Below are 13,763 nucleotides of genomic sequence, written 5' to 3' on the forward strand. Positions count from 1 at the left end.
CTCCTGGCCGGGACGGCGTGGCAGGGCTCAGCGCCGCTCGGGGACGGCACCTGGCCGCGGTGTCGGCCGGAAGGCCGACCACGTGATCGGCACGACGGCGAGGAACAGCGCCGCGACGGCGAGCGCGGAGCCCAGCGCCCAGGCGGCGAACACCAGCAGCGACGCCAGCTCGATGCCCAGGCCCGCGACCGAGGTGACCGTGGCCCGCGCCGCGCCGGGCACCTGCTCCTGCAGCCGCGCCTCGCCCACCACCAGCACCGCCAGGTACAGGCCGTAGGACAGCGCGACGGCGGCCAGCGCGACGGGCGTCCCCGCGAGCGCCCCGGCCGCCAGCAGCGCCGCCGAGACGGCCAGCAGGACCGGCAGCGCCCGCGACGGCAGCCGCCCCAGCCGGCCGGCCAGCGCCGCGCCCGCCGCGCCGGCCAGTGCGACCCCCAGCACGGCGGTGGGCACCAGCTCGGTGGGGACGCCGCGGTCGCGGGCCATGACCGGGAAGTACTCCTCCAGCGCGTCCAGCCCGCCGAGCAGCGCGACGGCGACCACGGTCAGCCGCAGGGACGGCCGGCGCAGCGCCTCGCCCACGGCGGCACGCAGGCCCGGGCCGCCGTCGTCGTCCCCGGTGGGGGTGGTCTCGGGGAAACGGGTGGCCAGCGCCGCGGCGGCCAGGCACACCCCCACGCTCGCCCAGCCGACCAGCGCGTAGCCGCCGGCCTCGACGAGCACGCCGGCCAGCAGCGCGGTGGGCACCTGCACGAGCAGCTCGGTCGCCGTCATCGCGCCCTGGACGCGGACGAACTCCTCCTCCGCGCCGACGGCGGCCAGCGCCTCGTAGACCAGCGCCTCGGCGGCACCGGAGACCAGCGCGCCGCCCACGCCCCACACGACGAACCCGGCGGCGAAGCCGGGCAGCCCGGGCGCCACGGTCCAGAGGACGAAGCCGACCGCCTCCAGCACCCCGGCGAGCACCAGCGCGCCGCGACGCGACCAGCGGTCGGCCAGCACCCCGGTGGGCACCTCGGCGACCAGGCCGGTGACCGACCACAGCGCGAACAGGCCCGAGACCTGGGCCGGGCTCAGCCCGGTGTCGAGGAACAGCAGCGCGTAGAGCGGGTAGACGGGCGCCAGCCCGGACAGCGCGGTCCAGGCCACGGCCAGGCGGGCCAGCGGCCGGGCGGGCGACGGCGGTACGGCGGACGACGGGCGTCAACGGAACGGCACGGGACGACGGTAACGAGCCCCACACCCGGGCGCACCGGGTTTCCCGGGGCCCGTCGACTAGCCTGGGCGGCCGAGGAGGGGAGTAGCCCCCCGTCCGCTGGTCGACACGCTGGCGCGCTCCCCCGGGAGCCGCCCGGTCAGCGGGCCCGCGCCCCGCGCGGGTGGGCGAGACCTCCGGCCTGAGCAGTCGTCGCGCTGCCGGTCGGAGGCGTGCGCCCCCGCCCGGCCGTGCCGAGCGGAAGAGAGACCCACCCGTGATCGTCTGGTCCGTCGTCGTGACGGCGTTCGCCCTCGTCCTGCCGGTCGAGCTCCCGGACAAGACCCTGTTCGCCAGCCTCGTCCTCGCCACCCGGTTCCCGCCGCTGCCGGTGTTCGTCGGCGTCGGCACCGCCTTCGGCCTGCAGGTCGCCATCGCCGTCACCGCGGGCAGCCTGCTGTCGCTGCTGCCGGAGGCGCTGGTCAGCGGCGTCGTGGCGGTGCTGTTCCTCGTCGGGGCGGTCCTGCTGTGGCGCAGCGCGTCCGAGGGGCCCGAGGACGGCGGGGAGGCGGCCGACGCCCGGGAGCGGACGTCGTTCCTGCGCGCCGCCGCGATCTCCTTCGGCGTGCTGTTCGCCGCGGAGTGGGGCGACCTGTCCCAGCTGGCCACCGCGGGCCTGGCCGCCCGGTTCGACGCGCCGGTGTCGGTGTTCGTCGGCGCGTGGGCGGCGCTGCTGACCGTCTCGGGGCTGGCGGTGTTCCTCGGCAGGGCGCTGGCCGACCGGCTGCCGGTGGCGCTCATCCGCCGGGTGGCCGCGGGGCTGTTCGTCGTCTTCGCCGTGTTCGCCGCCGTGGAGACCGTCCGCGCCCTCACCTGATCGGGGCACGGCCGCGGGCGTGGCGGTGTGGACGACGGGCGAGACGGCCGTTGCCTCCGCCATGACCGTCTCCACCCCGCCCGACCGCGACGCCGTCGCCGATCTCGACGTCCGCGAGCTCGCCCGGGACGCCGAGCTGGCCGCCGTCGTGCGCGTCGCCGCGGACGTGGCGGGCGTGCGGTACGCGACGGTCAACCTGCTCGACGCCTGCGAGCAGCACCAGCTGGTGCCGCACGGCTTCCTGGGCTCCTCGTCGCCGCGCGAGGAGTCCCTATGCCACGTGATGAACGCGGGGAGCCCGCGGGTCCGGGTGCACGGGGACCTCGCCGCCGAGCCGCGGTACGCGGGCAACCCCTGGGTGGACGGCCGGCGCGCCCGCGTCCGCGCCTACGCCAGCGCGCCGCTGGTCGTCGACGGGGCGACGGTGGGCACCCTGTGCGTCTTCGACTCCGAGCCGCACGCCTTCGCCCCCGGCGCCGGGAACCGGCTGGCCGACCTCGCCGCGGTCGTGGTGGCGCTGTTCCAGCGGAGCCGGCAGGCCCGCCAGCTCACCGACCTCGCCACCGCCAACGCCGCCGCCCGCGACCAGGCCCGGGCCGCCGCGACGCACGCCGCCCGCTCCGAGGCCTTCACCCGCGCGCTGCTGGAGGCGCTGCCCGTCGGGGTGGTCGCCGCCGACGCCGAGGGGCGCATCACGCTGGTCAACCGGCTCGGCCGGCAGTGGCACGGGCTCCCCGAGGGGCACGCCGGCCAGGTCGAGGGCGCCCGGCTCACCGAGGACGTCGTCGAGGCCCTCGGGCTGAGCACACCCGACGGGCGGCGGCTCGGCCTGGCCGAGGTCCCCCTGGCCCGCGTCCACGCCGAGGGGCGGGTGCGCGACGCCGACATGGCGATCGACCTGCCCGGCGCTCCCCTGCGCGTGGTGCGCGCCTCGGGCACCCGCATCCGCGACGCCGCGGGCCGGCCCACCGGCGCCGTCGTCGCGATGATGGACGTGACCGCCCAGCGTGAGCTCGAGGCCCGGCTGCGCGAGGCCGCCCTGCACGACGCGCTCACCGGCCTGCCGAACCGGGCGCTGCTGCTGGACCGGCTCGCGCAGGCGCTGCAGGTCCAGGCGCGCGAGGGCCTGGCGGCCGCGCTGCTGTACTGCGACCTCGACGGGTTCAAGGCCATCAACGACACCCTCGGCCACGCCGCCGGCGACGCCGCCCTGCTGCGGATGGCCGCGGCGCTGCGGGGGGCGGTGCGCCCGGGCGACACCGTGGCCCGCATCGGCGGCGACGAGTTCGTCGTGCTGTGCCCCGGCACCGGCACCGAGGACGCCGCCCGGCGCCTGGTCGACCGGATCGCGGCCACCCTCGCGACCCCCACCGACGGCGGGCCGCCGCTGCGCTCGAGCACCGGCGTCGCCCTCTCCCGGCAGGGTGACACCGCCGACAGCCTGCTGCGCCGCGCCGACGCGGCGATGTACGAGGTCAAGCGCTCCCGTCGCCGCTGACCTCCGCGCCGGGGACGGGGCTCGGGCGGTGCTCGACCCTGCCGCCGCAGCCCGGGCGCCGTCCCGGACGGGCCCGGCAGCCGCTCAGGGCAGCGTGGGGATCCAGTCGGCCAGCGCCCGGCCGATCGCGTGCGGTGAGTCCTCGGGGACGAAGTGCGAGCCCGGCACGGTCACCTCGGTGACCGACGGCCACTTCCGCACCAGCCCGCGTGCCCGCCCGGTCAGCAGCCACCCGGGCTCGGCGTCGACGAACAGCTTCGGGACGGCGCTGGTCCGCAGCCAGTGCCCGTACCGCGCGACGACGTCGTGGACGGCCGGCGGCACGTTGGCGATGGGGAGCTGGCGCGGCCACTCCAGCGTCGGCCAGCGGTCCTCGCGCTCGCGGAACGGCTGCCGGTAGCGCTCGTGCACCTCCGGGGGGAGTCCGCGGAGCACGGACGCCGGGAGGATCCGCTCGACGAAGACGTTCTTGTCGAGGACGACGACCTCGCCGTCCTCGCTGCGCATGGCCCGGAAGATCTTCCGGCCGTCCGCCGGCCAGTCGGCCCAGGTCATCGGGGTGACGATCGCCTCGGTGAAGGCCAGGCCGCGGACCGCCTCGGGGTGGCGGTGCGCCCAGGAGAAGCCCAGCGCCGAGCCCCAGTCGTGCAGCACGAAGGTGACCCGCCGCTCCACCCCGAGCGCCTCGAGGAGCCCGTCCAGGTGCGCGGCGTGCGTGGCGAAGGAGTAGGTGCCCCGCTGCGGGTCGGGCAGCTTCCCGGACTCCCCCATGCCGACCAGGTCCGGCGCGATGCAGCGGCCGAGGTGCTGCACGTGCGGGATCACGTTGCGCCACAGGTAGGACGACGTCGGGTTGCCGTGCAGGAAGACGATCGGGTCGCCCTCACCCACGTCGACGTAGGCCATCTCGGTGCCCCGGACGGTCACCCGCTGCCGGGGGAAGGGGTCCTCGGGCGAGACGTCCTCAGCGGCCACCCCGGCATCCTCGCCCAGGCGCTGCTCCTCCGCCGTCCGGGGACCGCGCTCGGCCCTGACGCGACGATCGCGCCCGGCCCTGACGCGACGATCGCGCTTGACCCTGACGCAGCGTCAGGCTGTGCACTCGTCGCCGTCAGGGAGGAGGGACCCGGGGTGAAGGTGGGCGAGGTGGCGGCGCTGGCCGGCGTCACGGTGCGCACGCTGCACCACTACGACCGGATCGGGCTGCTGTCGCCGTCGGGACGCACCGCGGCCGGCTACCGCCGCTACTCGGCGGCGGACCTGGACCGGCTGCACCAGGTGCTGCTCTACCGCGAGCTCGGGTTCCCCCTCGAGGAGGTCGCGGCCCTGCTGGACGACCCGTCCGCCGACCCCGCCGAGCACCTGCGCCGGCAGCACCGGCTGCTGCGGGACCGGCTGGAGCGGACACAGGCGATGGTCGCGGCCGTCGAGAAGGAGATGGAGGCGAGGCAGATGGGGATCGCACTGACCCCGGAGGAGCGGTTCGAGGTGTTCGGCGAGCACGACCCGGAGCAGTACGAGGCCGAGGTGCAGGAGCGGTGGGGCGACACCGACGCCTACGCCCAGTCGAAGCGGCGGACCGCGGCCTACACCAAGGAGGACTGGCTCCGGATCAAGGCCGAGGGCGAGGACCTGGTGCGGCGGATGGCCGAGGCGCTGCGGGCCGGCGTCGCGCCCGGCTCGCCGCAGGCGATGGACCTCGCCGAGGAGCACCGGCAGCAGGTCACGCGGAACTTCTACGACTGCCCGCCGGAGGTGCACGCGGCGCTGGGCCGGATGTACGTCGAGGACGAGCGGTTCACGGCCACCTACGAGCGGGTCGCGCCGGGCCTGGCGCAGTGGGTGAGCACCGCCGTGCAGGCCAACGCCGCCCGCCAGGGCTGAGCCCGAGGGGCGGCAGGGACGGCCGTCCCCTGCCACCCCCGGGGCTCAGACGCGGACCAGCAGCTCGCCGTGCAGCATGGCGAGCCAGCCGTCGTCGGCGGCGGCCCAGCGCAGCCACGCGGCGGCGAGCTCCTCGAGCTCGTCCCGCGTGGCCAGGCCGTAGCCCAGCGCCTGCTCCGCGAACGCCGACGCCGTCGCGCGGCCGGCCCACGAGCGGCCCCACCACTCCCGCTCGGCCGGTGAGGCGTAGCACCAGGAGCCGGTCGTCGCGGTGGTGTCGCGCAGGCCCGCGGCGTGCGCCCAGGACAGCAGCCGCCGGCCGGCGTCGGGCTCGGCGCCGTTGGCGCGGGCGACCGAGTGGTAGAGCTCCAGCCACCGGTCCAGGCCGGCGTCGGCGGGGAACCAGCACGTGGCGGCGTAGTCCACGTCCCGGACGGCGAGCAGCCCGCCGGGGCGGCAGACACGGGCCATCTCGCGCAGCGCCGCCACCGGGTCGGTGAGGTGCTGCAGCACCTGGTGGGCGTGGACGACGTCGACCGAGTCGTCGGGCAGGTCGAGGGCGTACACGTCGCCGACGGCGAAGGTCACCGCGACGCCCTCCCGCCCGGCGAGGTCCCGGGCCTCGCCGAGCGGGTCGGCCGAGACGTCGAGGCCGAGCACCCGGCCGGGCGCGACCCGGCGGGCCAGGTCGACCGTGATCGTGCCCGGCCCGCACCCGACGTCGAGCAGCTCGAGCCCGGGGCGCAGGTGCGGCAGCAGGTACGCGGCGGAGTTCTCCGCGGTGCGCCAGCGGTGTGACTGCAGGACCGGTTCGGCGTGCCCGTGCGTGTAGGTGTCCACGCCGGCATCCTGCTCCGTTCGTCCCGTACAGCGGAACGGTCATCTCACTGGACGGGATGGGACCGAACGGGGCGTCAGGTCCGCGGCTCGCGCCCGGCCGGCTGCCGCGGCTCGCTGAGCAGCGGCGTGGGCGCGCGCAGGGGCACGCGCACCGGGGTGGTCGTGACCGCCTGCGCGGCGCCGTCGACGACGACGGTCATCGGCCCCTCCCCGCGCACCAGCGTGAGCGTGGTGCCCTGCTGCGTCGTCTCGACGCGGAGCACGCTGCCGCGCCAGGTGACGTGCCACGCCGTGCGGGACAGCGACGACGGCAGCAGCGGCGCGATCTCGAGGTCCCCGTGGTCCTCGCGCATACCCCCCAGACCCGCGGTGAGCGCCAGCCAGGCCCCGGCCACCGAGGCCAGGTGCAGCCCCTGGGCCGTCCCCTGCCGGACGTCGCGCAGGTCCACGAGCGCGCACTCGCGCAGGTAGCGCAGGGCGAGGTCGGGGTGCTGCGCCTGCGCGCACACCACCGCCTGCACCGCGGCCGACAGGGAGGAGTCCCGCACGGTGCGCGCCTCGTAGTACTCGAGGTCGCGCGCCACCTCCTCGTCGGTGAACTCGTCGCGGCACCACCACAGCGCCTGGACGAGGTCGGCCTGCTTGAGCACCTGCCGCCGGTAGAACGTGGCGTAGTGGTTGTGCTCCTGCACCGGGTAGGCGTCGCACTGCTCCTCGAAGGGCCACTCCTCGTACGACGTGAAGTTGGCGTTCATGGGGTGCACGCCCAGCCCCTCGTCCCACGGCACGTGGACCGCGTCGGCCGCGGCCCGCCAGGCGGCGGTCTCGGTGTGGTCCACACCGAGCTCCGCGGCCCGCGCCTCGTACCTGCGGCAGGCGTCGGCCGCGCGCCGCAGGTTGGCCCGCGCCATGAGGTTGGTGAAGACGTTGTCGTCGACGACGCCGGTGTACTCGTCCGGACCGGTCGTGCCGAACAGGTGCCACGCCCCGGCCGCGTCCTCGTGCCCCAGCGACATCCACAGCCGCGCCGTCTCCACCAGCACCGGCAGGCCGCCGACGTCGTCGAGGTCGGCGCCGGTGGCGTTCTCGTACAGCCAGAAGGCGCGGGCGACGTCGGCGTTGACGTGCATCGCCGCCGTGCTCGCCGGCCAGTACGCCGACACCTCGGGCCCGCTGATGGTGCGCCACGCGAACGCCGCGCCCGCCCGGCCCAGCGTCCGGGCGCGCTCGCGGGCGGAGCCGATCGTCTCCGCCCGCCACCGCAGCAGGCGGGCCGCCGTGTCCGGGCGCAGCAGGGTCAGTGCCGGCAGCACGAACCCCTCGACGTCCCAGAAGGTGTGGCCGCTGTAGCCCATGCCGGTCAGGCCCTTGGCCCCGACGGGGGCGCCGGAGATGCAGGCGGCGGAGCAGAACAGCTGGAAGACGCTGTAGCGCAGCGCCTGCTGGAGCTCGGGGTCGCCGTCGACCTCGACGTCGGCCGTGGCCCAGAACTCGTCGAGCACGCCGCGCTGCGCCGCCAGCAGGCCCTCCCACCCCAGGTCGAGGGCGGAGGCCAGCGCCGCGGACGCCTGGCCCACGAGGGAACCCGCCCACGCGTCGAGCGACCAGGTGTGCGCGACCACCTTGGTGATCGCGAGGGCCCCGCCGGCGGCCAGGTCGGCGGCGACCGTGGTGACGACGCGGTGCTCGTCGGCGTCGGAGCTGACGTGCCCGCGGTCGACCACGTGGTCGACCGCGGCCGCGACCGTGATGCCCGACCGCCGGGTGCGGGCCGCGAGGGTGCCGCCGGTCGCCGCGGAGGCGTGCACCAGCGGCTCGAAGGCGTTGTCGAGGCACTCCGCGACGCGCGGGTCGTCGTTGTCCACGCCCGTGGGCGTCACCGCCCCGCTGGCCAGCTCGGACCGCACGACGACGTGCGCCGGCCCGTCCAGCGCGCGGACCTCGTACCGGACGGCGCAGATCGACCGCTCCGCCAGCGAGACCAGCCGCCGCGAGGTGACCTCCATCGTCGTCCCGCGCGGCGTCGTCCAGCGCACGAGCCGGTCGAGCGTGCCGGCGCGCAGGTCCAGCGTGCGCTCGTGGACCTCCGGCCGGACCTCCCGCACGTCGAGCGGGATGCCGTCGACCAGGAGGCGCAGCGGCGTGCCGTCGGTGACGGTGAGCAGCGCCTGCCCCTCGCCGGGCTGCCCGTAGCCGCCCTCGGGATAGGACAGCGGGTGGGTCTCGTAGACCCCGGACAGGTAGGTGCCGCGCATGCCGAACGGCTCGACCTCGTCGAGCGTGCCCCGGATGCCGACGTAGCCGTTGGACAGGCTGAAGAGGGACTCGGCGACGTCGAGCGTCCCGGTGTCCACGTGCGGCTCGCGGACCGTCCAGGGGGCGACGTCGAGTCTGGGGGCGCTCACGGCGGGTCCTCGCGGTCTCGGAGGGCTGTCGGGGGCACCCGGCCGGGTCCCGCTCCCCGTCCTACCGCCCGGCGCGCACCCGCGCGACCGGCGGCGGCACAGGACGCTCCCCCCACGCCGGGGGGCCGCGGGTGCGGACCGCCTCCTATGCCCCGGCCAGGACGGACTCCGCGACGGGCACGGCGGCGGCGCGGTCGGCGGGGACCAGGCCGAGGCGCACCCGCCGGTCGAGCAGGTCGGCCACGCTCCGCGCCCCCTCGGCCAGCGCGCCGAACCGCAGCTCCCCCACCGTCTCCGGACGGCCCCCGACCACCGGCTCCGTCCCCAGCGCGGCCACCCGCGGCGCCTCGGTGCCGTACCGGGCGACCAGCCGCGCCGGGGCGGCCACCCGCGCCAGCTCGGCCGGGGACGCCGCCCCGACCAGCGGCAGCCGGGCGGTCGGCGAGCGGCGCGCGCCCCGGCCCAGCCGCGCGACGACGGCGTCGACGGCCTCGGCGGCCATCGCCCGGTAGGTGGTCAGCTTGCCGCCGACGACCGACAGGACCGGTCCGTCCCACCGCAGCAGGTGCCGCCGCGAGAGGTCCGCGGTGGCGTCGCCCGGCCCCGCCCCCGCCGACCGGGGCAGCACCAGCGGCCGCAGCCCGGCGTAGGAGCCGACGACGTCGTCCCGGGTCAGCGGCACGGCCAGCACCCGGTTCACGGTGTCGAGCAGCTGCCGCACCTCGGCGTCGGCCGGCACCGGGTCCTCCTCCGGGACCGGCCCGGGCACCGGCTCGTCGGTGAGCCCCAGGTACACCAGCCCGCCCGGCTGCGGCAGCGCGAACACGTACCGGGAGCGCGAGCCGGGCAGCGGCACGGTGAGCGCCGCGACCGGGTCGCCGAGCCGGCCGGCGCGGACGACGAGGTGCGAGCCGCGCGAGGGCGCCAGCCGGATGCCCGGCGCCAGCGCCTGCGCCCACACGCCGGTCGCGTTCACCACCGCGCCCGCCCGCACGGTCAGCGCCGCGCCGTCGACCTCCACCGCCACCTCGCCCCCGTCGACGGCGGTCACCCGGGCGCCGGTGAGCACCCGCGCGCCGTGCGCGGCCGCGGTGCGGGCCAGGGCGACGACGAGCCGCGCGTCGTCGGTGAGCTGACCGTCCCAGAACACCGCGCCGCCGCGGCCGGGGCGCACCGCGGGCGTCAGCCGCGCGACCTCCGCGGCGCCGGCGCGGCGGGTGCCGGGCAGCGAGCCGCGCCCGCCGCGCACCGACCGGCGCACCGCGTCCCCCAGCCGGCCGCCCAGCGCGCCGACGGCGCTGACGTCGCGGCCGGCGGCGTCGGGCACCAGGAACGGCAGCGCCCGGACCAGGTGCGGCGCGGTGGTGCGCATGAGGACGGCGCGCTCGCGGGCGCTCTCCCGCGCCAGGCCGACCTCGCCGTGCGCCAGGTAGCGCAGGCCGCCGTGCACCAGCTTGCTCGACCACCGGCTGGTGCCGGCGGCGAGGTCGGTGCGCTCGAGCAGCGCCACGGACAGCCCGCGGGCGGCGGCGTCGAGGGCCACCCCGGCGCCGGTCACGCCCCCGCCCACGACGACGACGTCGACACCGCCGGCCAGGGCCTCGAGGTCGGCCGCGCGGCGCTCCGGGGTGAGGTCGGGCCCGCCGGTCACGTGCGGGGTCCCGGTCGGAGCACCGGCAGACTGTAGCCGTGTCCGAGCAGCCGGAACTGACCGTCCAGGGGTGGGGGCCCGGCAGCTCCCGGGTGGCCACGGTGGCCGAGCCGGGGGACGCGGCGGAGGGCTCCCTCGAGCTCACCCGCGACCCCGACCTCGCCACCGCGCTGCCCAAGGCCGCGCGCCGCCACCTGGCCGGGGAGCTGGGCTGGGAGCCGCGGCCGACCCCGCCGGTCGCCGTCGCCGACATCCGGCTGGCGCCCTCGCGGCTGCCGGCCGACGTCCACGACGCGCTGGTCGCGCTCCTCGGCGCCGACCACGTGCGCACCGACCGGGAGGCGCGGCTGCGCCGGGCCGGCGGCAAGAGCTACCTGGACCTGCTGCGCCGGCGGGAGGGCGACGCCTCCGACGCGCCCGACGCCGTCGTCCTGCCCGGCAGCACGGAGCAGACCGCGGCGCTGCTCGCGCTGTGCGCCGAGCAGGGGGTCGTCGTCGTCCCGTTCGGCGGGGGCACCAGCGTCGTCGGCGGGCTGTCGGGGATGGACCCCGACGACCGGCCCTCGCTGTCGGTCGACCTGTCCCGGATGGCGGCGCTGACCGACGTCGACGTCGCCTCGTCGCTGGTCACCGCCGGCCCCGGCATGCGCGGCCCGGCGCTGGAGGAGGCGCTCGGGGCCCACGGGCTGACGCTGGGCCACCTGCCGCAGAGCTGGGAGTACGCCACGCTCGGCGGCTACGCGGCGACCCGCTCGGCCGGGCAGTCCTCCACCGGCGTCGGCCGCTTCGACGACCTCGTCGCGGGCCTGACCCTGGCCACGCCGTCGGGGGTGCTGGAGCTCGGCCACCCGCCGGCGTCGGCGGCCGGACCCGACCTGCTCGGCCTGGCGCTGGGCTCGGAGGGCGCGCTCGGGATCATCACCGGGCTGCGGCTGCGGGTGCGCCCGGCGCCGCGGGCCCGGCTGTACGAGGGCTGGTCGTTCCGCACCTGGGCCGACGGGCTCGCCGGGCTGCAGCGGCTGGCGCGGCACGACCTGCTGCCCGACGTCGTCCGCCTCTCCGACCCCGACGAGACCCGCGCCACCCTGCTCAACGCCGGCGGCACCGGCGCCCGGCTGCTGCGCGGCGTCCTGCGGGCCCGCCGCCGCGGCGAGGGCTGCCTGCTCGTCGTCGGCTGGGAGGGCCTGCCGCAGGTGGTGCGGGCCCGCCGCCGGGCGGTGCTCGCGGTGCTGCGCGAGCACGGCGCGGCGCGGGTCGGCCGCCGGGTGGGCGAGTCGTGGCGCCGGCACCGGTTCGCCGCCCCCTACCTGCGCGACCGGCTCATGGACGCGGGCCTGCTGGTCGAGACGCTGGAGACGGCGGCCACCTGGACCGCGCTGCCGGCCGTCTACGACGCCGTCCGCACCGCGCTGCAGCGGTCGCTGGGCCGGCCCGGCAAGCGGCCGCTGCTGATGACGCACGTGTCCCACGGCTACGCCACGGGCGCCTCGCTGTACGTCACCGTGCTCGCCGACCGCGACGACGACCTGCCGCTGCAGCAGTGGCTGACCGCCAAGCGGGCGGCGACCGAGGCGCTGCTGGCCGCCGGCGGCACGCTCACCCACCACCACGCCGTCGGTGCCGACCACCGCCCCTGGCTGGAGCGCGAGGTCGGCCCGCTCGGCGTCGAGGTGCTGCGCGCGGTCAAGGCCCGGCTGGACCCCCAGGGCATCTGCAACCCCGGGGTCCTCCTGCCCGACTGACGCCGCGGATGATCAGCTGAGCTCACCGCCGCGCGTCCTGGCTCACCGTGGGTGGTGAGCCAGGACGCCGCAGGATCAGCTCACCTGATCGTGCTCGTCTCCGGCGGGGTCCAGCCCGGCGGGGGCAGGGCCGGCGGGATCCCCATCCGCCGCCGCAGCCAGGCCGGCGGCCGCGGGCGGGGCGGCTGCTCAGGCACCCCGGCCCCGCAGCGCGTACCCGGTGGAGAAGACGTCGTCGGGGTCGACCGCCCGCTTGACGGCCAGCAGCCGCTCGGCCGAGGCCGGGTCCCAGGCGGCGAGGACCTCCTCGGGACCGCTGACGTCGCCGAGGAAGTTGACCATCCCGCCGGGCGCGGCCCACGGCGCCAGCGCGGCGAGCACGCCGCGGCCGACCGCGGGCACCACCTCGGCCAGCTCCGGCACCATCGGGCCGATCACGAACACCGACCAGGCGGCGCCGCGGCCCGGGACGGCGTCGGGCACCCGCGCCGGGCGGGCGAGCGCACCGCCCATCTGGCGGATCTCGGCCATGACCAGCGGCACCTGCACGTCGGGGCCGGCGGCGGCGAGGAACGCGTCCACGGTCTCCCCGGTCAGCTCGGCGAGCAGCATCCCCTTCTCCCAGCCGGGCATCGGGTCGGTCGGGTCCATGTGCACCGCGTCCAGGGCCGTGGTCGGCATCGGCCCGACGCCGCCGAGCAGCACCTCCCCCGCGGCCTGCATCGGCGCTACCAGCGCGGTCCCGAGCTCGGGGTCCTCGCCGGCGTAGACGTAGCGCAGGTGGACGACGGTCTGCCCGCGCAGCGGCGGCGGCAGCTCCTCCACCGGAGGCAGCCGCAGCACGGCGACCGAGGTGCCGACCTCCTCGGGCAGCGTCGGCGCCCAGGCGCGGTAGGCGTGCAGCACCGCGGCCGCGTCCCTGCCGGCGAAGAACAGCCCGCCGGCGACCAGCGCCGGCACGGGGAACAGCTCGAACTCCAGCGCGGTGACGACGCCGAAGTTGCCCTTGCCGCCGCGCACCGCCCAGAACAGCTCGGGCTCGGTCTCGGCGCAGACGGTGCGCAGCACGCCGTCGGCGGTGACGATCTCCACGCTCACGACGGCGTCGGCGGCGAACCCGTGCCGGCGGCCCAGCGGCCCGAGCCCGCCGCCCAGGGTGTAGCCGACCACCCCGACGTCGGACGACGAGCCGCACAGCCCGGCCAGCCCGTGCTCGGCGGCGGCCGCGACGACCTTCTGCCACTTGACGCCCGCCTCGACCCGCGCGGTGCGGCGGGCCGGGTCGACGGCGACGCCCTGCATGCGGCGGGTGGTGATCATCAGCGCGCCGTCGGCGTTGCGGACCGGGCCGTGGCCGGTGGCCTGGACGGCGACCGGCAGGCCGTGCGCGGCGGCGAAGGAGACGGCGGCCGCGACGTCGGCGGCGCAGGTGGCACCCACCGCGACGGCGGGCGTGTGGGTGACGGCGAGGTTCCAGGCCGCGACCTCGGCCGCCATGCCGTCGTCGCCCGCGACGTAGACCGGCCCGTGCACCCGGCCGCGCAGCTCCGCGACGGCGGCGGGGTCGAGGGCGGCGGGCACGGCGTCGTCGAGCGGTGTGCGCGGGAGCGGGGCGGCGGCGGGGGTCTCGGTCAGGCTCATGTCGGGTCCTCGGGGCAGGGGGGATGGCCG

General features: G+C 77.5%; 10 protein-coding genes. 4 read left to right on the plus strand and 6 right to left on the minus strand.

Going from position 1 to position 13,763, the window contains the following annotated elements; all coding sequences use genetic code 11:
- Nucleotides 1–27: 27 nt before the first annotated feature.
- Entirely contained in the window at nucleotides 28–1,149 is a 1,122-nt protein-coding gene (locus ACI8AK_RS18155; RefSeq protein ID WP_456957381.1) for an MFS transporter, read from the minus strand.
- A gap of 323 nt (nucleotides 1,150–1,472) precedes the next feature.
- Here ACI8AK_RS18155 and ACI8AK_RS18160 point away from each other — a divergent pair, with 323 nt between their 5' ends.
- Both ACI8AK_RS18160 and ACI8AK_RS18165 read left to right on the plus strand, forming a co-directional pair.
- A complete protein-coding gene (locus ACI8AK_RS18160; protein WP_387990578.1) occupies nucleotides 1,473–2,072 on the plus strand; it encodes a TMEM165/GDT1 family protein in 600 nt (199 codons plus the stop codon).
- Nucleotides 2,073–2,133: 61 nt separating this feature from the next.
- Entirely contained in the window at nucleotides 2,134–3,570 is a 1,437-nt protein-coding gene (locus ACI8AK_RS18165) for a diguanylate cyclase domain-containing protein (RefSeq protein ID WP_456957383.1), read from the plus strand.
- An 84-nt stretch (nucleotides 3,571–3,654) separates the two neighbouring features.
- Here the strand turns inward: ACI8AK_RS18165 and ACI8AK_RS18170 are convergent, their stop codons facing one another.
- Nucleotides 3,655–4,545, minus strand: coding sequence for a haloalkane dehalogenase (locus ACI8AK_RS18170; protein WP_456957385.1), 891 nt, complete (start codon nucleotides 4,543–4,545; stop codon nucleotides 3,655–3,657).
- 156 nt (nucleotides 4,546–4,701) lie between these two features.
- On the opposite strand from ACI8AK_RS18170, the gene ACI8AK_RS18175 reads away from it, so the two are divergent.
- A complete protein-coding gene (locus ACI8AK_RS18175; protein WP_387990587.1) occupies nucleotides 4,702–5,454 on the plus strand; it encodes a MerR family transcriptional regulator in 753 nt (250 codons plus the stop codon).
- A 45-nt stretch (nucleotides 5,455–5,499) separates the two neighbouring features.
- Here the strand turns inward: ACI8AK_RS18175 and ACI8AK_RS18180 are convergent, their stop codons facing one another.
- The 3 genes from ACI8AK_RS18180 to ACI8AK_RS18190 form a co-directional block, all read right to left on the minus strand.
- Nucleotides 5,500–6,294: a methyltransferase domain-containing protein gene (locus ACI8AK_RS18180; RefSeq protein ID WP_456957387.1), complete on the minus strand. Its 795-nt coding sequence runs from the start codon at nucleotides 6,292–6,294 to the stop codon at nucleotides 5,500–5,502.
- Between the two features lie 74 nt (nucleotides 6,295–6,368).
- The gene (locus ACI8AK_RS18185) at nucleotides 6,369–8,699 is read right to left on the minus strand and encodes a glycoside hydrolase family 65 protein (RefSeq protein WP_387990593.1); all 2,331 of its coding nucleotides are present in this window, start codon (nucleotides 8,697–8,699) and stop codon (nucleotides 6,369–6,371) included.
- A 145-nt stretch (nucleotides 8,700–8,844) separates the two neighbouring features.
- On the minus strand, nucleotides 8,845–10,350 hold the full coding sequence (locus ACI8AK_RS18190; RefSeq protein WP_456957388.1) for a glycerol-3-phosphate dehydrogenase/oxidase: 1,506 nt from the start codon (nucleotides 10,348–10,350) through the stop codon (nucleotides 8,845–8,847).
- Nucleotides 10,351–10,388: 38 nt separating this feature from the next.
- Between ACI8AK_RS18190 and ACI8AK_RS18195 the strand changes: the two genes are divergently transcribed.
- The gene (locus ACI8AK_RS18195; protein ID WP_456957390.1) at nucleotides 10,389–12,092 is read left to right on the plus strand and encodes an FAD-binding oxidoreductase; all 1,704 of its coding nucleotides are present in this window, start codon (nucleotides 10,389–10,391) and stop codon (nucleotides 12,090–12,092) included.
- Nucleotides 12,093–12,281: 189 nt separating this feature from the next.
- Here the strand turns inward: ACI8AK_RS18195 and ACI8AK_RS18200 are convergent, their stop codons facing one another.
- A complete protein-coding gene (locus tag ACI8AK_RS18200; RefSeq protein ID WP_456957392.1) occupies nucleotides 12,282–13,733 on the minus strand; it encodes an FAD-binding oxidoreductase in 1,452 nt (483 codons plus the stop codon).
- Between the last annotated feature and the right edge of the window lie 30 nt (nucleotides 13,734–13,763).

The sequence above is a fragment of the Geodermatophilus sp. SYSU D00867 genome (assembly GCF_054050315.1).